The 21,916-nt window shown below is 67.7% G+C and carries 18 protein-coding genes and 3 tRNA genes; 9 read left to right on the forward strand and 12 right to left on the reverse strand.

The features are described from left to right. Nucleotides 1-4: 4 nt before the first annotated feature. Complete coding sequence (locus FX134_RS00675) at nucleotides 5-439, reverse strand: GNAT family N-acetyltransferase (protein ID WP_080797068.1); 435 nt, start codon at nucleotides 437-439, stop codon at nucleotides 5-7. 222 nt (nucleotides 440-661) lie between these two features. On the opposite strand from FX134_RS00675, the gene argS reads away from it, so the two are divergent. Further along, nucleotides 662-2,389, forward strand: coding sequence for an arginine--tRNA ligase (argS, locus tag FX134_RS00680; protein ID WP_080803599.1), 1,728 nt, complete (start codon nucleotides 662-664; stop codon nucleotides 2,387-2,389). Nucleotides 2,390-2,447: 58 nt separating this feature from the next. Here the strand turns inward: argS and FX134_RS00685 are convergent, their stop codons facing one another. Then, entirely contained in the window at nucleotides 2,448-4,493 is a 2,046-nt protein-coding gene (locus tag FX134_RS00685; RefSeq protein WP_080797069.1) for a cation:proton antiporter, read from the reverse strand. A 107-nt stretch (nucleotides 4,494-4,600) separates the two neighbouring features. Further along, entirely contained in the window at nucleotides 4,601-5,146 is a 546-nt protein-coding gene (locus FX134_RS00690) for a DUF1836 domain-containing protein (protein ID WP_080797070.1), read from the reverse strand. A 176-nt stretch (nucleotides 5,147-5,322) separates the two neighbouring features. On the opposite strand from FX134_RS00690, the gene FX134_RS00695 reads away from it, so the two are divergent. Beyond that, nucleotides 5,323-6,174, forward strand: a complete 852-nt coding sequence (locus tag FX134_RS00695) for a DegV family protein (protein WP_080797071.1) — start codon at nucleotides 5,323-5,325, stop codon at nucleotides 6,172-6,174. 239 nt (nucleotides 6,175-6,413) lie between these two features. Here FX134_RS00695 and FX134_RS00700 read toward each other — a convergent pair whose 3' ends face one another. From FX134_RS00700 to FX134_RS00710, 3 genes are all read right to left on the reverse strand, one after another. Further along, complete coding sequence (locus FX134_RS00700; protein WP_080797072.1) at nucleotides 6,414-7,376, reverse strand: hypothetical protein; 963 nt, start codon at nucleotides 7,374-7,376, stop codon at nucleotides 6,414-6,416. 85 nt (nucleotides 7,377-7,461) lie between these two features. Beyond that, nucleotides 7,462-8,880, reverse strand: a complete 1,419-nt coding sequence (locus FX134_RS00705; protein WP_080797073.1) for a sensor histidine kinase — start codon at nucleotides 8,878-8,880, stop codon at nucleotides 7,462-7,464. Nucleotides 8,881-8,882: 2 nt separating this feature from the next. Next, nucleotides 8,883-9,632 carry a response regulator transcription factor gene (locus tag FX134_RS00710; RefSeq protein WP_197735957.1) on the reverse strand — a complete coding sequence of 250 codons (750 nt, stop codon included), beginning with the start codon at nucleotides 9,630-9,632 and terminating at the stop codon, nucleotides 8,883-8,885. A 422-nt stretch (nucleotides 9,633-10,054) separates the two neighbouring features. Between FX134_RS00710 and FX134_RS00715 the strand changes: the two genes are divergently transcribed. Next, nucleotides 10,055-10,876, forward strand: a complete 822-nt coding sequence (locus tag FX134_RS00715) for an ABC transporter ATP-binding protein (protein WP_080797074.1) — start codon at nucleotides 10,055-10,057, stop codon at nucleotides 10,874-10,876. Next, nucleotides 10,866-12,968: an FtsX-like permease family protein gene (locus tag FX134_RS00720; RefSeq protein ID WP_080797075.1), complete on the forward strand. Its 2,103-nt coding sequence runs from the start codon at nucleotides 10,866-10,868 to the stop codon at nucleotides 12,966-12,968. The genes FX134_RS00715 and FX134_RS00720 overlap by 11 nt, the downstream gene beginning before the upstream one ends. A gap of 77 nt (nucleotides 12,969-13,045) precedes the next feature. On the opposite strand, the gene FX134_RS00725 is transcribed toward FX134_RS00720, so the two are convergent. Further along, the gene (locus FX134_RS00725; protein ID WP_080797076.1) at nucleotides 13,046-14,125 is read right to left on the reverse strand and encodes a hypothetical protein; all 1,080 of its coding nucleotides are present in this window, start codon (nucleotides 14,123-14,125) and stop codon (nucleotides 13,046-13,048) included. Continuing rightward, entirely contained in the window at nucleotides 14,122-14,637 is a 516-nt protein-coding gene (locus FX134_RS00730; RefSeq protein WP_080797077.1) for an RNA polymerase sigma factor, read from the reverse strand. Before FX134_RS00730 ends, FX134_RS00725 begins: the two co-directional genes overlap by 4 nt. A 238-nt stretch (nucleotides 14,638-14,875) precedes the next feature. Between FX134_RS00730 and FX134_RS00735 the strand changes: the two genes are divergently transcribed. Continuing rightward, on the forward strand, nucleotides 14,876-15,754 hold the full coding sequence (locus FX134_RS00735; RefSeq protein WP_080797078.1) for a patatin-like phospholipase family protein: 879 nt from the start codon (nucleotides 14,876-14,878) through the stop codon (nucleotides 15,752-15,754). Nucleotides 15,755-15,810: 56 nt separating this feature from the next. Here the strand turns inward: FX134_RS00735 and FX134_RS00740 are convergent. Further along, nucleotides 15,811-15,886, reverse strand: a tRNA-Lys gene (locus tag FX134_RS00740). A gap of 98 nt (nucleotides 15,887-15,984) precedes the next feature. Next, nucleotides 15,985-16,061, reverse strand: a tRNA-His gene (locus FX134_RS00745). 219 nt (nucleotides 16,062-16,280) lie between these two features. Between FX134_RS00745 and FX134_RS00750 the strand changes: the two genes are divergently transcribed. Then, nucleotides 16,281-17,753: an NYN domain-containing protein gene (locus FX134_RS00750; protein ID WP_080797079.1), complete on the forward strand. Its 1,473-nt coding sequence runs from the start codon at nucleotides 16,281-16,283 to the stop codon at nucleotides 17,751-17,753. Between the two features lie 175 nt (nucleotides 17,754-17,928). After that, nucleotides 17,929-18,504 carry a DUF4230 domain-containing protein gene (locus FX134_RS00755; RefSeq protein ID WP_080797080.1) on the forward strand — a complete coding sequence of 192 codons (576 nt, stop codon included), beginning with the start codon at nucleotides 17,929-17,931 and terminating at the stop codon, nucleotides 18,502-18,504. Nucleotides 18,505-18,764: 260 nt separating this feature from the next. Here the strand turns inward: FX134_RS00755 and FX134_RS00760 are convergent. Together FX134_RS00760 and FX134_RS00765 are read right to left on the reverse strand one after the other, a co-directional pair. Further along, nucleotides 18,765-18,849, reverse strand: a tRNA-Leu gene (locus tag FX134_RS00760). Between the two features lie 101 nt (nucleotides 18,850-18,950). Then, nucleotides 18,951-19,313, reverse strand: a complete 363-nt coding sequence (locus tag FX134_RS00765) for a hypothetical protein (protein WP_080797081.1) — start codon at nucleotides 19,311-19,313, stop codon at nucleotides 18,951-18,953. Nucleotides 19,314-19,622: 309 nt separating this feature from the next. Between FX134_RS00765 and tig the strand changes: the two genes are divergently transcribed. After that, nucleotides 19,623-21,110 carry a trigger factor gene (gene tig, locus FX134_RS00770; RefSeq protein ID WP_232050797.1) on the forward strand — a complete coding sequence of 496 codons (1,488 nt, stop codon included), beginning with the start codon at nucleotides 19,623-19,625 and terminating at the stop codon, nucleotides 21,108-21,110. Nucleotides 21,111-21,278: 168 nt separating this feature from the next. Further along, nucleotides 21,279-21,902, forward strand: coding sequence for an ATP-dependent Clp protease proteolytic subunit (locus FX134_RS00775; RefSeq protein WP_080797083.1), 624 nt, complete (start codon nucleotides 21,279-21,281; stop codon nucleotides 21,900-21,902). The last annotated feature ends 14 nt before the right edge of the window (nucleotides 21,903-21,916 follow it).

Raw genomic sequence — 21,916 nt, forward strand, 5'->3', positions numbered from 1 at the left:
CATTTTATAGGGGTTTCCGCATCCAGACGTGGGGGACGTGCTCATCGAGCTCCACGTCTCCGTAGCGCTCGTAGCCGACGCGCTCGTAGAACGCGGTGACGCGGCATTGGGCGTGCAGGCGCATCTCGGTCGCGCCGGCTTCGCGCGCCCTGCGCTCCGCTTCGGCCAAAAGCGCCGCGCCGAAGCCGCGACCGCGCGCTTCGGGCAGCACGGCCAGGCGGCCGAACACCCAGCGGCCCGGCTCATCGGCGGCGTCGGGGTCGGGGAACGTGCGCGCGCACCCCACGAGCGCGCCGCCGTCGTAGGCGGTCACGTGGATGACGGCGGGATCGTCGTCGATCTCGTCGAACTCGTTCGCGAATCCCTGCTCCTCCATGAACACGCGCGTGCGCACCTCTCGCGCGTCCTCGAAGTTCCCCTGCTCGAAGATGAGGCTCATGCTCGGCCAGCCTTTCCGGTCGCCTTCCCAAGGGGCACACGATACCATAGCGCCGCGAAAACGCCCAACGAAAACCGCTCCGCGCGAGGTCGTGTGGATGTTTTCTGCATAAGGGGACGGCGCGGCCCCGCTTCGCGGCCCGTGTGCGTCCCGAAAGCGCGAAAAGATGGTAGAATCGGTCGATATGTATGTAGGACTTGCCGAACAGGAAAGATGCGCATCATGCAAATTCGCGAAGAACTTGAACAGCTGATCGACGCGGCCGTGTCGGCCGCGTGCGAGGACGGCTCCCTCGCGCTCGAGCAGAAGCCCGAGGCCGCTCTCGAGCGTCCGCGCGACGAGGCCAACGGCGACTGGGCGTCCACCGTGGCCATGCGCTCGGCGAAGCTCGCCAAGAAGAACCCGCGCGAGATCGCCCAGATCATCGTCGACCACCTGCCCGAGAACGACCTCGTGCAGAACGTGGACATCGCCGGCCCCGGCTTCATCAACATCCGCCTGGCCCCCGCCGCGCTGCAGGGCGTGGCCGCCCAGGCGCGCGCCGAGAAGGGCGACTTCGGCCGCGGCACCATCCCCGAGGGGCAGCGCAAGATCAACCTCGAGTACATCTCCGCGAACCCCACCGGCCCCATGCACGTGGGCCACGGCCGCTGGGCCGCGCTCGGCGACGCCACGGCGCGCGTCATGCGCCACGCGGGCTACGACGTGTTCGAGGAGTTCTACATCAACGACCACGGCACCCAGATGGACAACTTCGGCGAGTCGGTGGCCGTGCGCTACCAGCAGCTGCTCGGCCGCGACGTCGAGCTGCCCGAGGCGTGCTACGCCGGCGCCTACGTGAAGGACATCGCGCAGGCCATCATCGACGAGGACGGCGACAAATGGCTCGACGCCGACCCGCAGGAGCGCATGGAGAACTTCCGCGACCGCGCCTACGCCTACGAGCTGGCCGAGCAGCACCGCGTGACCGGGCGCTTCGGCACCACGTTCGACTGCTGGTTCTCCGAGAACTCGCTCTACGAGCCCGACGAGACGGGCAAGAGCGCGGTGGACCGCAGCCTCGAGGCCATGGACGAGAAGGGCTACATCTACGTCGAGGACGGCGCCACCTGGTTCAAGTCGAGCGCGTTCGGCGACGAGAAGGACCGCGTGCTCATCAAGGCCAACGGCGAGATGACGTACTTCATGAGCGACGTGGCCTACCATTACAACAAGATGGAGCGCGGCTTCGACCACCTCATCAACATCTGGGGCGCCGACCACCACGGCTACATCGCCCGCTGCGAGGCCATGCTTGCGGCCTGGGGCTGGCCCGGCGCGCTCGAGATCATGCTGGGGCAGCTGGTGAACCTGTTCCGCGACGGCGAGGCCGTGCGCATGTCCAAGCGCACCGGCGAGATGATCACGTTCGAGGAGCTCATCGACGAGGTGGGCGTGGACGCCACGCGCTACCTGATGCTCGCGAAGTCGAGCGACCAGCCCATCGACTTCGACATCGAGGTGGCGAAGAAGAAGGACGCCTCCAACCCGGTGTACTACGTGCAGTACGCGCACGCGCGTATCTGCTCCATCCTGCGCAAGGCCGCCGATCCGGCCGACGCCGCGGCCGCGGAGGCCGGCGAGATGTCGATGGACGACCTGGCCGCGAAGGTGATCCCGGAGGGCGTGGACCTCTTGCCGCTCACGCACGAGTCCGAGCTCGCGCTCATGCGCAAGATGGACGATTTCGGCCCGCTCGTGGCCCAGGCCGCCCGCGACCGCGCCGCGTTCCGCCTGACGCACTACGCGCAGGACCTCGCGTCGCTGTTCCACTCGTTCTACACGAACTGCCACGTCATCGGCGAGGAGCCGGCCCTGCGCGACGCCCGCCTGGCGCTGGTGGACGCCACCCGCATCGTCCTAGCGTTGTCGCTCGGCCTCCTCGGTGTGAGCGCCCCCGCGAAGATGTAACGGGGATCGAACGAAAAAGGCCGCCCTCGGGCGGCTTTTTTCGTTCTCGTCTACACGCTCACACATTGTCCTCCAGGTCAACCTGCATGAGGTAGACGTTCTCGCGGAGGCGCTTGTAGGAGGAGCGGCAGAGCTCGCCCTTCTCGTAGCGGGTCTGGATCTGCTCGAGCTCCAGGCGCAGGCCCAGCCGCTCGATCTCGACGGCCTTGCCCGCCGTGGTGGCCATCGCGGTGATGGAGGGGTTGGCGTTTTTCAGGTTGCGCACGGCGCGCTGGTATTCCAGCAGAAGCGCGCTCACGTCCTCGGCGGGCACGTCGGCCTCGGGCGAGGCCAGAATCGCGCGCAGCTTCTCCGAGACGTGCTCGGCCGAGCGTATCTGCAGGTCGCGGACGGCTTGGGTACGCTCGGTCATGCTTGCGCCCGGGAGGCCGCGCACGAAGCGGTGCCACCCCGAGCGGAGGATGGCGCGGGCGCGCAACAGGAAGTTGTGGACCGACCAGCGCCCCCGATGGTGCCGGAGCATGTTCTCGATGCGGCCGAGGCGGCTCAGGTACTGGTAGCCGACGAGGGGGTAGATGTCCTCTCGGTTGATGAGCCCCTCGACGAGCTCCTGCTCCCAGTGGACGGCCTGCAGCCGAAGCGCGATGTTCGGCTCCTGCTCGATGTCGTTGGTGCTCTTGATGCGGGCGACGCGCTGGTTGTAGGAGCGGAGCACCACCTGCGTGGCCGCGCGGGTCTCGGGGGTCTGGCGCGAGGCCAGCTCCTCGATGACGGAGCGCAGGATCTGAAGGCTCACCTGCGTCTCGTCGCAACGTATGTCCTCGTCGGAGGCGGGCTTCTTGGGCGCGAGCAGCGGCACGACGAACGTGGCGAGCAGCAGCGTGACCACGATGACGCCGCATGCCAGGAAGATGACGAGGTCGCGCTGGGGGAAGGGAGCCGAGGCCCCCGCAGCGTCGGCGGGCAGGTAGAAGGGGATGGTGAAGATCACCGCCAGGGTGATGGTCCCCTTCGGGCCCGCGAGCGCCATCGTGAGCGCCGAGCGCGCGGCCTGCCTCCAGCCCGTGCGCCTCTCCGCCGGGAAGGAGCGGTCGTGCACGCGTTCCACGCCGAGAAGCCACAGGAACCGCACGGCCAGATAGATGAACGTGATCAGCAGGACGACGCCGATGAGCAGGCCGTTCTCGATGCTCGCATCGTCCCAGGAGCGTTGCATGGCGCGCGGCAGCTGGGTTCCCAGCAGCACGAACACCACGCCGTTGAGCGCGAAGGACACCACGCGCCACACGCTCGTGGATACGATGTTCATGCGCGAGATGGACGGCCCGATGGTGCGCGGCGAGATGACGTTCACCAGGCCCGCCGCCACGACGGCGAGGATGCCGCTCGTGCCCAGGGCGTCGCCCGCGAGGTAGACGATGAACGGGGTGAACACCTCGAACAGCACGTGGAACGTCGTGTTCTCGAGCCCCCAGGAGCGCACCTTGCGCACGATGAGGTTGCCGAGATATCCCAGCACGAGCCCCACCGCGATGCCGCCGAAGAAGCTGAACAAAAAGTCGGTGGTGGCGTTGACGAGCGAGAACGACCCCGTGACGGCGGCGGCCAGCGCGAACTGGAACGCCACGATGCCCGACGCGTCGTTGATGAGCGACTCGCCCTCCAGGATGCTCTTCGCGCGCGGCGAGAGGTCCGTCTCCTTCGAGAGCGACGCCACGGCCACGGCGTCGGTGGGCCCGAGCGCCGCGCCGAGCGCGATGGCCACAGCCAGCTCCACGGGTAGAAGCAGGTTCACCGAGAACCCGATGATCACCGCCGTGACGATGACGAGCCCCACGGCCAGCGACAGCACGGGCCTGCGGTTGCGCCACAGGGCGCCCTTGTCCACGTTCTTCGCCTCGTCGAACAGAAGCGGCGCGATGAACAGCACGAGGAAGAGCTCGGGGTCGAGCCGGATGTTGATCTGCTGCTGGGCGAGAAGCGCGATGGCCAGCCCGAGCGCGATCTGGATGAGCGGCGAGGATACCTTGGGCACGAGCTGGTCGATCACCGAGGAGAGGAGGACCGCGGCCAGCATGAGGAGGGCGAGCATGAGCGCTTCCAAGGCGGGCCTCCTAACGGCGGACGGTTCGGCGGGTGATGGGCGGGAGCTTCATTGTACCCGAGCGCTCCGAGCGCGCCGCGCCGCGCCGCCGAAAGTTCGCAGGATGTTTACCGATCGGGGGAACCGGCCGCCGCGATGCTCGCCTTGATGTGGAGGGTGTAGGCCACCGCCGCCGTGGACGCCAGCACCAGATCGCGCTCGAAATCCCCATCGTTTAGGCCGCTCATCAGGCCCTGCGGGCTGGACGGCTCGGGCGAGAACAGCGCGCGCAGGGCGGCTTCGAACGCGTCGCAGTAGTAGTCGTAGGCCACGTGCGTGTCGAAGCTGGCTATCTGCATGCGGATGAGCCGGTCGATCTCGGCGATGGAGAACGTCTGCTTGAGCGTGCAGATGACGATGAGGTAGGCGATGTGCGAGCGCGTGTACTTCTTGCCGGCCGCCGAAGCCAGCACGCCCTGCTTCACGTAGTTGTTCACCATCGAGCGCGTGATGATCTTCTCGTCGGGCTGGTAGAGGGGCTCGAGCGTCTGCTCGAGGTAGCCTATGAGCTGGTCCATGTACAGGTCGATGCCGGGGATGTCGTCGTAGCGGGGCAGCCTGAATGCGGCGAGGCGGGTGGCGTAGGGGGATTCGTTGACGGACGCGATGTTCACGGAAGGTGCCTTTCGCTCTGGACGGGGGCGGTGTGCGCCGAAGCCGCCTTCGAGGATAGCAAGAAGGGCGTTTCGCGTCAATCTTCGATACCGCTTGACTTGGTTATCTTCAACCAATAACCTAGTATTGGAAACTAGATTGAACGGGTCGCCCCGCAGACCGGAAAGCAGGTATCATGGACACCAGCCGCATCGCCCTCATCGTGGACTCGTGCACCGACGTGCCGCCGGAGGACATCGAGCGCTACGGCATGTACGTGGTGCCCCTCCAGGTGAACTACGAGAACGAGAGCTTCCTCGACAAGGTGACCATCTCGCCGCAGGAGGTGTACGACCGCTTCGCGCAGGAGATCCCCACCACGTCCACGCCCACGCCGGCCATCGCGCGCGAGGTGCTCGAGCGCGTCGTGGCCGACGGGTACGAGCAGGCGGTGATCGTCACCATCTCGAGCGGGCTCTCGGCCACCTTCGAGCTCATGCGCTCGCTTTCCGCCGGCATCGCGGGCCTCGAATGCTGCCTGGTGGACACGAAGAACATCGGCATGGGCGCCGGGCTCGTCGTGCTCGCCATCGCGCGCATGCTGGAAGGCGGCGCGACGCTCGACGACGTGCGGCGCGAGGCCGACCGCATCGTGGCCAGCACGAAGGTGTTCTTCTGCGTGGACACGCTGGAGTACCTGCACAAAGGCGGGCGCATCGGCAACGTGACCTACGCGGTGGGCAGCCTCCTTGACATGCGCCCGGTCATCACGTGCAACGAGCAGGGCGTGTACGTGACGGTGTCGAAGGCGAAGGGCCGCCGCCAGTCCCTCAAGAAGGCCATGGCGTGCGCCGAGAAGTTCGCCGCGCAGTTCCCGCGCCGCACGATGGCCGTGGTGAACGGCGACGCGGCCGCGGAGGCCGCCGAGGTGCGCGCCGAGCTGGGAGAGCGCATCGACGCCGAAGCGTGGTACGAGGGCCAGATCAGCCCCGTGCTCGTAGTGCACACCGGGCCCGGCCTCATCGGCATCGGCGTCTGCGGCGCGTAAGGGAGCGCGTCGCGACCCCCTTCCCGTGCACCCGGGATCGCCCCGACGACACAAAAACCGGTCGGTTTGGCACTCGATGCGCGCATCCGCATCGCTTCTGTTTGATGCGAGCTGGGAAAACGTTCATTCGAAAATGACCGACGGCCATTCAAGGCTGATTTTTCCGTTCGTTCAGTGCCAAACCGACCGGTTTTTGTGTCGTGCATCCGCGTTAGAGGTCTGGCACTCCGGCTGACTCCTCAGTATGGATCGAGCAGATGGTTCCTCAGCTCGATGTGCTTCGGCAACCATCCCGCCGGGCTCAATCGCGGACGTTTGCCGAGACGGCTGGCAACGTGGCGTATGACCATTTCGAACTCCGCCGCATTGTGCAGATGCCTGTTCGCCACGGTTACCACCTCTATCCCCATGTGGGCCAAGGCGGTTCTGCGCGTTGCGTCGCTGGCGATGCGATCGTCCCCGGAATGGTGGAGGTCGCTGTCGTACTCGATGGCCAGCTTCGCATCGGGCCAGATGAGGTCGCATCGCAAGGATCTCCTTCCCGTAGCCCTCCAGACGTTGCGGGTGGTCGGAATGACGTAGTTCATCTTGGGAACGGGGAGGCCGCCTCCTCCGAGCCTGACGGGCAAATCGAACAGCAGGGAGATAGTCGTTTCTCTCGGCGACTCGGATCCGTCTTGGATGTATCGCAGGGCGTCGCGCATCCTTCCTATCCCGCTTTCCCCGGCGCAGCGTTCGGCAAGCGACTCGATCCGAACGACATCGGTGAGAGGCGGCCTTTCATACGCCTTCTTGTCTTCGGGGGAGAGGCCGTATCTTCCGCAGAACTCCGTTCCAAGCTGAGCCAGATGAGGGAGGGAGAGCTTCGGGGAGAGGCGTATGAGAAGGAGCTCCGGGGAGGCCACGAAGACGCCCGGCTCCATCTCGAAGAAGCTTCCCGAGGGAAACGGGGAGGCGTGTACGCGGCATCGCACGTCGTTCCCCCTGAACCGGTCGTCGCCGGCGCGCACGAGCAGGTCGAGGGGTTCGCGGGCAAGGGCGGGATGGCGGCCGAGTAGGCTTCGGATGCGCTCGGGGCTGGGTTTGCCGGAGGTGATCGGGGGCCTTCCGACGCGTGCGGGGGAAACCTTGCCGTGCGGTCCGAGGGAGCGCCAGTAGGCGAGGGCGGAATCGTCGCATATGTAGAGCGCGGGGCGGTCCATGCGCTGACGATACCACGGTTCACGGCCGCGCTCCTTCAAAGAAATATTGTCGCCGCACGCGGATTTTGAGCCGCCCTCCGTTTTCTCACGCCAGGGGCAGGGAGATCTCCACGGCGAAGCCGTGGCCGGGGTCGCTGGCCAGGGAGAGCGCGCCGCCGTGGGCCCGCGCGATGCGGTCCACCAGCACCAGTCCCAGGCCGTGCTCCTCGCCGTAGGAGCCGGCGGCGCTCTTCGCGGTGCGCGAGCGGGCCAGGCGCGCCTCGAGCGCGGCCAGCTCCTCGCGCGTGGCACCGGCGCCGTCATCGGCCACGCGCACGGCGGCGCTTCCCTCGCGCGCCGCCAGCGACACGGCCACGTGGCAGCCGGCCTCGTTGTGCAGGCGCGCGTTGGCGATGGCGTTCTCCACGGCGCGCGTGAGCAGGCGCTCGTCGCCCATCACGATGGCGTCTGCCGCGCCCTCCTCCACGTCCAGCTCAAGCGGGTGCAGCTCGTCGAGCCCCCCGTTCACATGCTCGGCCACCACGGTGCGCAGAAGGCGCGCCAGCTGCACGCGCTCCAGCTTGAGCGGCTGCATGTCGTAGTCCAGCTGCGAGGCCGTGTTCAGGTCGGTGACCAGGTCGGCTATGCGCAGCCCCTGCGCGCGGATGACGGCCGCCCGCTCCCGCGCGCCGGCGCTCAGGCCCTCGTCGGCCGCGAGGGCGTCGGCGTGCCCGAGTATCATGGAGAGCGGCGTGCGGATGTCGTGCGACACGCCGCGTATCCACATCACGCGCGCCGCATCCTTCTGCTCGATGATGCCCGACACCTCGGTGAGGCGCTCGCCGATCTCGCCCAGGTCGCCCTTCAGGCGCACCTCGGCCGCGCGGCCCTCCGAGAGCTTGTCCAGCGCGTCGGCGATGGGGGCCACGGCGTTCTGCGTGCGCCGACGCGACACCGCGTACAGCAGGAACAGTATGGCCACGTCCACGGCGAATACCAGCAGCACGTAGAGCGGTGCGTTGCGCATGGTGGAGGCGGGGTAGGTAAGGCCCATCGTCCAGTACGCGCCCTTCGGGAAGCCCACGGCCAGAAGCCCGTCGTCGCGATCCCAGAAGAACGTGGGGTAGCCGGCCACGTCGTCGTAATGCGCGGCCATGGCGACGTCGTTGACGGAATAGGTGCGGGGCACGTCGTCGGGCAGGTTCTGCGACCAGGCCACGGCGCCTTTTCCGTCGATGAGCATCGCCCAGGCGCCGTGGCTCGCAAGCGCCTCGGCGCCGGCCTCGTCCAGCCGATAGGCGCCGTCCGTTTGCGCGAGGGCCGCATCCGCTGCGCGCGTGACCGTGGCGGGGGTGCCGTCGTTGAAGTTCGCCTCCGACTCCCGGTAGGCGATGACGGTGTACAGGAAGAAGTCCACCACCACGATGAGGAATGCGAGCGCCACGAACAGCAGCAGCTGCTTCGTGAAGAACCGCGCGAAGTTCGGGGTGCGGCCCCCGCGCCGCCGGCCGGCCGATCGGGCCATGGCTAGCCGCGCTTCACGAGCTTGTAGCCGAGGCCCTTGACGGTGACGAGCGAGACGGGCTTCGACGGGTTGGCCTCGATCTTCTCGCGCAGCCGCCGGATGTGCGCCATGAGCGAGTTCTCGTAGCCGAACGATGTGCCCCAGCACGCCTCGCACAAGGCGTCGATGGTGACGATGCGCCCGGCGTTGCGCGCGAGCACGCTCAGTATCTCGTGCTCCTTGGCCGTGAGCACCGCCGTCTCGCCGTCCGCGCGCTCCACCTCGGCGGTGGCCAGGTTCACGCTGCTCGCGTCGAGCTCGAGCAAGGGGCTTTCCTCGGCGTAGCAGCGTCTGAGCACCGCGGCCAGACGCAGCACGAGCTCCTGGGGGAGGAACGGCTTGGCGATGTAGTCGTCAGCGCCGAGCGAGAGCCCGCTCACGCGGTCGAAGGGCTCGTCCTTCGCGGTGAGGAACACGACGGGCACGCGCGCGCAGCTGGGCCGCTCCCGCAGGCGGGCGAGCAGCTCGAAGCCGTCCATGCGCGGCATCATGACGTCGAGCACGAACAGCTGGTAGGCGCGATCGGGCGCCGTCGCGCGCTCGTCGACGGCCGCGAGCGCCTCGTCGCCCGCATGCGCGACGTCGACGCAGGCGAAGCCCGCGCCCTGCAGGATGGCCGCCACCATGCTGGCCAGCTCGCGCTCGTCGTCCACGACGAGTATGCGCTTGTCGCGCAGATGCCCGTCCACCATGCCGAATCCGCCCGCCGCCATCGCCGGCCTCCTTCCCTCGTCCCCGCCATTATAGGGCACGCGGCCGCCCGCGCGGGCGGCCGCAGCCGATCGTAAGGCAGGCGCAAGGCGGGGTAAGGCAACCGCAAGGCAGGCGCACAGGGCGCGTAAGGCCCGCCGCGTAAGCTGGAGACATGCAAGCGGAGCCCTTTGTCATCCTGAGCGGAGCGAACGCGGGAGCTGCCCACTTTGTCATCCTGAGCGGAGCAAACGAAGTGAGCGCAGTCGAAGGATCCCCTGCGGCGCCAGCCGTGACGCTTCCCGCTGGCGCCGCACGGGATCCTTCGACTCCGGCCTACGGCCTCCGCTCAGGATGACAAAAAGGGGGCCTACGGCCTCCGCTCAGGATGACAAAAAGGAGGTCTACGGCCTCCGCTCAGACAAATTGCGAAAGGAGACGGAACATGACGGCACAACATGCGGCCCGGCCGGCGCAGACGGTGGTGGAGGTGCGGGGCATCAGCAAGCGCTACGGCGGCGACGCCCGCAAACGCTCGGAGGCGAGCGTCACCCAGGCGCTCGACCGGGTGAGCCTCACCGTGGCTTCGGGCGAGTTCGTGGGCATCATGGGGCCTTCGGGTTCGGGCAAGTCGACGCTGCTCAACTGCCTGGCCACCATCGACGCGCCCACGAGCGGGCAGATCGTGATCGGCGGCCGCACGGTCACCAACCTCCACGGCAAGGAGCTGGCCCGGTTCCGCCGCGACGACTTGGGCTTCATCTTCCAGGACGCGAACCTGCTCGACACGCTCACGGCCTACGAGAACATCGCGCTCGCGCTCACCATCCAGAAGACTCCTCCGGGCGAGATCGACGCGCGGGTGCGCGAGGCGGCCCGCCAGCTGGGTATCGAGGAGGTGCTCGAGAAGCACCCCTTCCAGATGTCGGGCGGCCAGCGCCAGCGCGTGGCAGCCGCGCGCGCCACGGTCACGCGCCCGCACCTCGTGCTGGCCGACGAGCCCACGGGCGCGCTCGACTCGAAATCGGCGGCGGCGCTGCTCGAGTCGCTCGAGGGCCTCAACGCGCGCGGGGCCACCATCCTCATGGTCACGCACGACGCGGTGTCGGCGAGCTATTGCGGGCGCATCGTGTTCATCAAGGACGGCCGCCTCTACGGCGAGCTGCGCCGCCAGGGAACCGACCGCTCGACGTTCTACCGCCGCATCGTGGACATCGTCACCGGCATGGGCGGCGACGCCGAGGGGGCGTTGGCCCATGCTTGTTAAGCTCGCCTGGGGAAACGTCCGCAAGTCGGTGTCCGACTTCGGCGTGTACTTCCTCACGGTCATGCTGGGCGTGGCCGTGTTCTACGCGTTCAACTCCATGACGGCCCAGCAGGGCGTGCTCGCGTTCTCGGAGACGCAGGACAAGATGTTCGAGCTTCTGGGCATGGTGATCGGCGGCGTGTCGGCGTTCATCGCGTGCGTGCTGGTGTTCCTGGTGGTGTACGCGAACCGCTTCCTCATCAAGCGGCGCAAGAAGGAGTTCGGGCTGTACCTGATGCTGGGCATGGGAGCGGGCGACGTGGTGAAGATCGTCGCGCTCGAGTCGCTCATCGCAGGCGCGGCCTCGCTTGCGGCGGGCCTCGCGGTGGGTGTGGGCCTCTCGCAGCTTTTGCTGCAGGTCACGTCCGCCCTCTTCCAGGCGGACGTCGCCGGCATGGGCGGGTTCGCGTTCGTGTTCTCGGCCGACGCCCTCGTGCAGACCATCGCCGTGTTCGCCGTCATCTTCGTGGTCGCGGCCGCGCTGAACGCGCGCACGGTGGCCAAGGCGCGGCTCATCGACCTGCTGCATGCCGAGGCCAAGGGCGAGGACATGAGGCTCACGAGCCTGCCGCTCTCGCTCGTGCTGTTCGTAGCGGCCGTGGCGCTCATCGGCGTGGCGTACAAGCTGCTCGTCGACAACGGCCTCATGGAGCCCTCGCCCGAGTTCGCGGCCGCAACGGTGCTCGTGTGCATCGGCACGGCGCTGTTCTTCTACGCGCTGTCGGGCTTTTTGCTGAAGCTCGTGCAGACGGTGCGGCCGCTGTACCTGCGCGGGCTCAACATGTTCACGCTGCGGCAGCTGAACGCCAAGGTGAACACGACGTTCGCGACGCTGTCCATCGTGTGCATGGTGCTGTTTTTGGCCCTCACCAGCGTGTGCGGCGGCTTGGGCATCCGCAACGCCTCCCTGGAGTCGATCGAGGGAGGAACCGACTACAGCGCCACCGTGTCCACGAACTTCGGCACGTACACCGCGGATACGGGCTACGTGCCCGCCGAGCTGGGCACGTACGGGGAGTTCGCCGCGGCGCAGGGCTACGACATGGCCGCCGGCCTGCGCGCGAGCGCGAAGGCGGTGGGCGCGGGCGACTTCGACGCGCTCGTGGAGGGTTCGGCCCAGGTGGACATGCTGGTGGACCCGGACGACGGCCTGACCATGGGGGACGTGGAGGAAGCGAGCGGCCTTGCGCTCACCGACTTCGCCGGGGCCTCCGTGAACGCGGGCTACGAGGCGTACCCCGTGTACCTGGCGAAGCTCTCGCAGGTGAACGCGGCGCTCGAGCTGGCGGGGCATCCGGCGCTCGAGCTGGGAGCGGGGGAGTGCGCGGTGTTCAGCGACTCCGACATCACGGCCGGGTTCTACGAGCGCGCAATCGAGAAGGGCGCGGAGGTCGAGGTGGGCGGACGGGCGTTCAAAATGGCGGCCTTCCGGAGCGAGAGCCTCATGACCACGCCGTTTCCGCTGAACACGGGCACCGTCGTGGTGCCGGACGACGCGATTCCCGCAAGCGCCGCCATCCTCCAGTCGCACCTGAGCGTGCAGTGCGCCTCCGACGAGGACGAGAAGGCGTTCGGCGAGCTGGCCTCCGCCGTGGCGGACACGACCGAGCCCGACACCTGGCCCGTCACGCGCTCGACGACGCGCACGCTCGTGGCCGAGCAGAACGTCGGTCTGTCCACCATCGTGGCGTATCTGGCCATCTACCTGGGCTTCGTGCTGGTGGTGGCGTGCGCGGCGATATTAGCCATCCAGCAGCTCTCCGACGCGTCCGACAGCGCCGGGCGCTACGGCCTGCTGCGCAAGCTCGGCGCGCCCGAGAACATGGTGGCGACGTCGCAGTTCGCGCAGGTGCTCGTGTACTTCCTGTTCCCGCTGCTGCTGGCCGTGGCGCACTCCGCCTGCGCGCTCGTGGTGGTCACCGACGTCGTGGCCGTGTTCGGCCACCTCGACATCGGCGCGACGGCCCTCGCCTGCGCCGCCTGCTTCCTCGCGGTCTACGGCGTGTACTTCGCCGTGACGTTCCTCGGCGCCAGGAAGCTGGCGCGGGGGTAGGGGCGAAGGCGGGAAAGGCAAGCGGGCCCGCAGGTTGAATCCCGCGGGCCCGCCTTGCGCTCTGCGGGAGGCGGCGGCTACAGCACGAGGGCGGGCAGCACCTCGCCCGCGCGGTCGTTGGCGTTGTCGAGCGGCAGGGGGAAGGGGTCGCTGCTCGTCTCCACCACGGTTCCGTAGAGCGAGTGGAGCGCGCCTTCCTCCGCGTCGGTTTCGGGGAGGAGCTGCGACTGGCCGTTCTCGAAAGCGATCTTGATGGGGGCGGCGTGCAGCTCGATGACTTGGGTGGAGGTGCGGCCGTCCTCGAACGTCACCGTCACGGTGAGCGTCTGCCCGTCGAACAGGTCGACGACCGCGTTGAACGAATTGCCGTCCTCCGGATAAGGGTCGTTCGTCCACAGGCCGAAGCTCACCTCTCCGCTCGCCAGCTCGGGGAGGTCCTCCGCGGAGACGTCGACGGTGCCTCCGAGCAGCTTGGAGAAGTTCGCGCCCGCGAGCTTCTGGGGCGAGTCCTTCGGCAGGCCGTCGCCCCCGCTGATCGGCGTGACCATGTCGTAGCCGGCGAAGGTCCCCGTGCCGCGCTTCGTCGGCTTCCAGCTGAGGATCTCGGCCCACCGGTCGGGCTCTTCGCCGTGCGTGAAGCGCTCGCCGATCTGGCTGTATATCGCGCCGCGCGTGACGTTCATCTGCACGCGGGCGATGCCCTCTCCCTCGATGCGGAAGAGGCAGCCGGTGAAGTACCCTTCCGTCTGGTAGTAGGGCGGGTTGTGCAGCCCCGTGCTCGTGTCCCGGTCGAAGACGACGGTGCCGTCTTGGCCGAGGGCGAGCATGGACGAGCCATCCGCAGCCCAGGCGCGCACGGAGAAGCCCGAGGCCGCCGCCGCGTCGGACATGGCGATGCCCGCAGGCGCGCCCTGGTCGAGCGAGGCCGTCACCAGGGGAATCCCGCCGGCGACGATGGCGGCCGCCGCCAGGCACGCCGCGGCGGGCACGGCCCAGCGGCGCAGGCCGCCGGAGGTCGCGCGCGGCGTGGGCTTCTGTCGGCCCGCGCCCTCGTGTGCGGCGCGCGCCTGTGAGGCCGTCCTGCGGTCCAGCTCGGGGGAGGGGGAGACGCGCTCCTGCAGCGCCGCGTACCGTTCCTTGAAATCATGCTCGTTCATGAGCGTTCTCCTAAATCGATGCGAAGGGCCTTGCGTGCGCGGTGGAGATGGGATCGGACGGTGGCGGGCCGCTCGCCGGTGATCCGCGCGATCTCGTCGGTCGAGTAGCCCTCGTAGTAGTGCAGGTGCACGGCGGCCCGCTGCTTGTCGGTGAGGCGGGCGAGCGCGGCTTCCAGCCGGTCGAGCTCCCCGTCAGCCGCGGGTTCGGGCTCGGCCGGGCGCCCCCATTCCTCGGGGGCCAGCTCGTCGACCGACGCCCGCCGACGCCGCCAGGCCGCGCGATGCGCGTCGTTGCAGCAGTTCGAGGTCACGCGCAGAAGCCACGCCTTCTGGTGCTCCTCGTCGCGAAAGCGCATGCGCGACTGGAACAGCCGCAAAAACACGGTCTGGTACACGTCCTCGGCGTCGGCCGCGTTGCCCATGCGCGAGGTGGCCAGCCTCAGCACCGTGGGGCCCCAGCGGCCGATGGCGGCTTCGATGTCCGCGCCTTCCGTTTCGCTCTGTGGGTCCATATGCCATCTCCTTTCGCAACCAACACGGATGCGGACCCCTGCATTGTTGCGGTTGCGGGGAAGTTTTTCGCGGCGCGCGCCCCGGTCCGGTAAACGCCGGGCGCACGCGACGCTGACGGCGCGGCAACGCGTACGCCGCCCGTGCCCGCACGCCGGACGTCGAAGCTTAGCATGGAAGCCGGGCGCTCCCCGCGCGGATGCGCCGCACGATGATCGAGCCGAGGAACCCGGGGGAGCCATGAGCCCAGCCTGCCCTGCATACCATCCCAAAAGCGCGCGCGTCGGGGTCGTCGACGTAGGCGGCGGCCTGCGCGGCGTGTTCGGCGCCGGGGTGCTCGACCGCTGCCTCGACGAGGGCGTCGCGTTCGGCTACTGCCTGGGCGTGTCGGCCGGCAGCGGCAACATGGTGGCCTACCTGGCGGGCCAGCGCGGGCGCAACCGCCTGTTCTACACGGTGTACCCGCGCCGCAAGGAGTACATGAGCGTGCGCAACCTCGTGCGCAAGGGCTCCTACCTCGACCTCGATTACGTGTATTCGGTGCTCTCGAACTCCGACGGCGAGTACCCGCTCGACTACGACGCGCTGCTCGCGAACCCGTCCTCGCTCACCGTGGTGGCCACCGACGCGGCCGACGGCACGCCGGTGTACTTCCGCAAAAGCGACCTCAAGCGCGACGACTTCGGCATCCTCAAGGCCTCGAGCGGCATCCCCGTTGCGTGCCGGCCGTGCCGCTGGGAGGGGCGCGTGTACTTCGACGGCGGCATCGCCGACCCGGTGCCGGTGGAGCGCGCGCTGTCCGACGGCTGCGAGCGCGTCGTGGTCATCCTCACGCGGCCGCGCGACTACGTGCGCTCCTTCAAGCGCGACCGCCTGGCGTGCCGGCTGCTCTCCGCGCGGTTCCCCCGCACCGCCGAGGCGCTGCGCCTGCGCGCGCTGCGCTACAACCTGTCCGTCGCGCGCGCCAAGGAGCTGGAACGGGAGGGCCGCGCGCTCATCGTGGCGCCCGACGACTGCTGCGGCGTGGACACGCTCACGCGGGACCCCGAGAGCCTCGAGCGCCTCTACGAGAAAGGCTACCGCGCCGCCGAGGCCGCCCTCGCGTTCGCGGCGGGGTAGGGGAATTGCCGCCTCGAGGGCATGAAAAAAGCCCCTGTCGGGGCTTCGGATTCAAATGGTGGACTGTCGGGGACTCGAACCCCGGACCTTGGGATTAAGAGTCCCCTGCTCTACCAACTAAGCTAACAGTCCGAAAGTAACGCCTATGTCAAAGTACCTCATGCGCAAAGCGCTGGATTATTCTAATGTGCAAAACCAGCAATTGCAAGAACTATTTTTCAAAATAATGCTGGGGTGGATGATGGGACTCGAACCCACGACCTCCAGAGCCACAATCTGGCGTTCTAGCCAACTGAACTACACCCACCAAGGCGCAAGGTGGAAGTATACGTATTTTCGATTCCCAGCGCAAGAGGTGATTATGGACAAATTGTATCAGCCATGCCCCGGAGGCGCGCCGGGCCCCCTCGATCGAGTAGTATTACTTCCGTCACGACGCCGAAACGGCACGTCAGAGGGCTTGCCATGCGGCGCCACCCGGTCGGGGCTCACAGCCTCGACCCCCTCATCAACCTAGGAGCGAAACGTGGATACCAAGCAATCGTCTGAAAAGCGGTTCGCGCTCTTGATCGACGCCGACAACGTGTCGGCCAAGTACATCAAGCCCATCACCGACGAGCTGTCGAAGTACGGCACCGTCACCTACAAGCGCATCTACGGCGACTGGACGCTCACGCTCCACGCCAAATGGAAGGACGCGCTGCTGGAGAACTCCATCACGCCCATCCAGCAGTTCGGCTACACGCAGGGCAAGAACGCCACCGACTCGGCCATGATCATCGACGCGATGGACATCCTGTACACGCGCTCGGTGGAGGGCTTCTGCATCGTGTCGAGCGACAGCGACTTCACGCGGCTCGCCAGCCGCATCCGCGAGAGCGGCCTCACGGTCATCGGCATGGGGGAGAAGAAGACGCCCGTGCCGTTCCGCAAGGCGTGCGACATCTTCACCACGCTCGAGCTGCTGCTGCCCAACGCCGGCGCCAACGCGAAGTCGAACGGCCGGGCCAAGGGCGCGCGCCCGGAGCAGGCCGTCTCGACCGGCGCGCAGAACGCCGGGCCGTCGATCGAGGAGATCGAGCAGGCCGTGGTGAACATCATCACCGACAACCTGAACAACGGCAAGTCCACCGGCCTCGGCGAGGTGGGCAGCCGCCTCTTGAAGCGCTATCCGGACTTCGACGTGCGCAGCTACGGCACGAACCAGTTGAAGAAGCTGCTCGACGAGTTCGGGGGCGTCGTGGTCACCAAGGACGGCAGCTCGGTGACCGTCGAGCTCGCCGAGGACAAGGAGGGCGCGAAGGAGCCCGTCCGCAAGCCCGCTAAGGAGGCGCCGGCGAAGGAGCCCGAGCCCGAGGAGCCGGCCGAGAAGCCCGAGGCGGCCGCCGAGGAGGAGCCCTCCGCCAAGCCCGCAGCACGCCGCTCGCCGCGCCGCCGCCGCGAGCACGCCGCCGCCCCGGTCGAGGCCGCCGAGCGCCCGGCGCAGGAGGCCTCGCCCGTCGAGTCGCCGGTCGAGCCGGAAGCGGCTGCCGAGCCCGTCGCCGAGCAGGACGCTTCCGAAGCGCCCGCTCGCAAGCCGGCCCGTCGCGGCAAGCGCGGCGGGGCCAAGCGCTCCCGCGCGCAGACGTCCCAGCCGGAGCAGGAGGCCCCGGCGGAGGCGGCGCAGGAGCCCGCGCCCGCGTCCGAGCCCGAGCCTGCCGCGTCCGCGGAGGCGCCCGCCAAGCGCCGCGCACCCCGCGCGAAGAAGCCCGCAGCCGCGCCTGCCCCCGAGCAGCCCGCCGGGCAGGCCTCGCCCGACCGTTTCATCCGCCAGCTCGTGCGCGAGTCCGGCGCGGAGGGCATCGCCATCTCCGAGCTCGCCAAACGCGTGCGCGCCACGTACCGCGACTTCAAGGTGCGCGATCTGGGCTATCCGCAGTTCCGCGCCTACGTGGCCGACCTAGACGACGTCGACATCGAGAAGGTGGGCAAGGACTTCATCGCGCGCCTGGCGGAGTAGCCCACGCGCCGAGCGCACGACCGTTCAACGTCTCGTTGACAGTTGTGCACAGCAAAGTTTCATAGTCCCTGCTCAAGCATGGGAAGCGAAGATCGAGCGCGCTCGGCCGAATGTGGCCGGGCGCGCTTTCGTGGTATGCTCCTCGCCGAAAAAAACCTGAGCGGAGAGGGGCGGTATGAAGAAGATCGTCATGCTCGTCGCGGCTGTGGCGCTCGTCGCGGCCGGCGTGTTCGGAACCATCGCCGTGCAGCGCACGCTCGAGCCGAGCGTCTCGCTGTCCTCCACGTCCATCCAGGAGCAGCTGTCCAACTGCAGCGAGCTGGCCACGGCCAAGCTCGAGTACCGCGGCCTCGTGCGCTACGAGCAGGGCGACATCGACTTCATCAACAAGAAGGCCTTCTCGATGGTCTACGACGCCGAGGTGCGCGCGGGCGTCGACCTGTCGCAGGCTTCCGTCGACATCAGCGGCAACGTGGTCACGGTGAGGCTGCCCGCCGCCAAGATGCTGGGCGTGGAGATCGATCCGGAGTCCATCGAGTTCTACGATTCCTCGTTCGCGCTGTTCAACTGGGAGAACCGCCAGGATACCACCGAGGCGCTCAAACTCGCCCAGCAGGACGCCGACGGCAAGGTGGATCAGACCGACATGCTCGCCGAGGCCACCGAGCAGGCGCACACCCTCGTGGAGAACCTGCTGCGGCCCTTCACCGAGGGCGACAACGCCTACACCATCCAAGTGGTCGACGCGTAGGGTCCTCCGCGCTCCCGATCGGGTGCCCTGTCGCGAAAACCCCGCGCAAAGCACCACTTGTGACGGTTTTGCGCGGGCCGGCGGAGCGTTCAGCTTGATACGGAAGACGGCGACCTGGGGTTTTGCCGAAGGCTTCCAAAACATGCGCGGGATCCGAGCGCCAAAGGGCCCGAATCCCGCGCAGAACGGTACCAATGGGTGCGGCCTCTTTTAACAATCTGACGCTGCCGGGGCGGCCGTCTGCCGATGGCCGCCCCCGATGGTGCGGGCGAAAGGACTTGAACCTTCACGAGTTTTCCCACCAGAACCTAAATCTGGCGCGTCTGCCAATTCCGCCACGCCCGCACGCGGTTGCGCGCGCCCGGAAGGCGCGCAGCGACCATGATAGCAAAAAGCCGGCCGTTTGGAAGCGGCAACCTGCGCCCTGCCGCGAGCCGCGCGCGGCCTCATGCCAAAAAGCGCCCCAGCAGAAAGCCGGCCACCACGCTCAGGGCCGAGAACAGAGCCGCGAGCCCGATGAGCCGCGCGTCGCGCCTGCGGGCGCGCTCCCGCTCGATCTCCTCGCGGCGCAGGGCGGGGAAGTAGGAGTAGCCGTCCGAGGTGATGGCCACCACCGAGCCGCGGCGCTCGTCGGGCCTCACGGCCAGCGCGCCGCGCTCTATGAGCTCGCGCTGCAGGTCGTCGTCGGGCCGATAGGGGAATGCGCAGCGGTACACCAGCTCGCCGTCCACGGTGCACGTGGCGCGCTCGTAGTCGATGAGGCGGTCGAGCTCGCGCTCCTGCATGATATTGAGTTCGATGTCGGGCATGGGGGGCCTTCCGCTGCTGCGTTTGTTTTTCGATTGCCCCCATGATACCGTGCGAGCGCCCCCGATGGTAGCGTTAAACCGATTCGTAACCGGCCAGCGGAGGAGAAGGCGCAGGCCCGCGTGCTTTTCGTCGGTTCTTCGTGAACGTGGGTGAAGTTCCCTTCCTCAGAAGGTCCACATGTGCGATAATTCCGTCTCGGTGTGCTCGGCGCGTGATGCAGGATCGCAGCGTCCGCGGAAGGGGACGGTCGCGCGGGCAACGCCGCTCGATGCCGCAAGGCGATACATGAAATGATGGAGGACAGCTACGTGGAAACAAAAGTTGAGGCATTGGAAGACAACCGCACGAAGGTGACCGTCACCGTCGATGCCAAGGATATCGATGCCCGCATCAAGAAGACCTACAAGGACTTCGCCAACAAGTACAACTTCCCCGGGTTCCGCAAGGGCAAGGCCCCGCGCCCGATCATCGACAACGCCCTGGGCAAGGAAGCCGTGCTGGCCACGGTCACCGATGAGGTCGTGAACGGCTCCTACCCCCTCGCCATCGACGACTGCGGCCTGTTCCCCATCTCCAAGCCCGCCTTCGACGAAACCGACCTGGTGGAGGGCGGCAAGCCCTACACGTTCGCGTTCACCGTGGAAGTGAAGCCGGAGTTCGAGCTTTCCAGCTACGAGCCCGTCGCCATCGAGCTGCCCGCCGAGGGCGTCTCCGACGCCGAGATCGACGAGCAGATCGAGGGGCTGCGCGAGCACTACTACACGTTCGAGGACGCCTCGGCCGCCACGAAGGTGAAGGCCGACAGCTACATCGACCTGGCCATGAAGGCCACCGACGACAAGGGCGAGGAGATCCCGGCCCTCACGACGGACAACCGCCCCTACGGCCTGGGCGCGAACCTGTTCCCGGCCGAGTTCGACGAGCAGCTCGTCGGCCTCAAGAAGGGGCAGAGCGCCACGTTCTCCCTCGACATGCCGGCCGATCCGCCCATCATGCTGGCGTCGCTGGCGGGCAAGACCGAGAAGATCGACTTCGAGGTCGAGGTCAAAGTGGTCAAGAAGAAGAACCTGCCCGAGGTCACCGACGAGTGGGCCAAGGACACGCTGGGCTTCGAGGGCCTGGAGGACCTGCGCACCCGCATCTCCGAGTCCCTTGCGCAGCAGAAGGCCGGCATGCTGCCGCGCCTGAAGGAGAGCGCCTGCCTGAACGCCGTGGCCGAGCGCCTCGAGGGCGACGTGCCCCAGGCCATGTGCGAGGACGCCGAGGCCACCCTCATCCAGGACTTCTTCCAGCAGCTCCAGAGCCAGGGCATGTCGTTCGATATGTACCTCGCGCAGCAGGGCCTCACGCCCGACCAGTTCAAGGAGGACGTGAAGAAGCAGGCCGCCGACATCACGCGCCAGGACCTCGCGCTCGACGCGTGGGCCCGCCACTTCAAGATGGAGGCCGACGGCAAGGATGTCACCGAGGAGTTCGTGAAGAGCGGCGTGGAGGATCCTGCGGCGCTTGAGAAGGAATGGCGCCAGAACGGCCAGCTCCACATGGTGCGCCAGGGCATCATGCGCACCAAGGCCGTCTACGACCTCATGGAGAAGGCCGTCGTGACCGAGATCGATCCGGCCGCCAAGAAGGACGAGGCCAAGAAGCCGGCCAAGAAGGCCGCCAAGAAGCCCGCGAAGAAGGCCGACGCCGCCGAGGCCCCCGAGGCCGAGGCCGCCGAGAAGCCGGCCAAGAAGCCTGCCGCCAAGAAGGCGAAGAAGGAGGAGGCCCCCGAGGCCGCGTCCGACGCCGAGTAGCACCGCCGCGATCAGACACCGGCCCGCCTCGTCGCGCTTATGTGCGCGGGGCGGGCCGAGGTAACGATACGGTACCCGGGCCTTGCGCGGCGGCACGATAGACCGCACTATGACAGAAACGTCAGCTGGGCCGGATTCCGGCCGCAAGAGACAAGCGAGGCATACACTATGAGCTTTGACACCAAATCCGCATTGATCCCCTACGTCATCGAGCAGTCGCCGCGCGGCGAGCGCAGCTACGACATCTACTCGCGCCTGCTGAACGAGCGCATCATCTTTTTGGGCGAGCAGATCGACGACCAGGTGGCGAACTCCGTGGTGGCGCAGCTGCTGCACCTCGAGAGCGCCGACCCCGACAAGGACATCTCGCTCTACATCAACTCGCCGGGCGGCTCGGTGACGGCGGGCATGGCCATCCTCGACACGATGGACTTCATCAAGTGCGACGTGTCCACCATCTGCCTGGGCGAATGCGCCTCGATGGCCGCCGTGCTGCTGTCCCATGGCGCCAAGGGCAAGCGCCTGTGCCTGCCCAACTCGCTCGTGCTCATCCACCAGCCCTCCGGCGGCGCGCAGGGCCAGCAGACCGAGATCGCCATCGTGGCCGACTACATGCTGAAGACCCGCAAGCGCCTGAACGAGATACTCGCGAACAACACGGGCCAGACGCTCGAGACCATCCAGGCCGACACGGAGCGCGACAACTACATGACCGCCGAGGAGGCCGTGGCCTACGGCCTGGTCGACCGCATCACCACCTCGCGCGCAGCCGCGCCGAGCTCCGACGAGTAGACAAGCGAACAGGA

Origin of the sequence: Arabiibacter massiliensis, from assembly GCF_902386925.1 — a bacterium.
In the GTDB taxonomy this organism is placed as follows: Bacteria; Actinomycetota; Coriobacteriia; order Coriobacteriales; family Eggerthellaceae; genus Arabiibacter; species Arabiibacter massiliensis.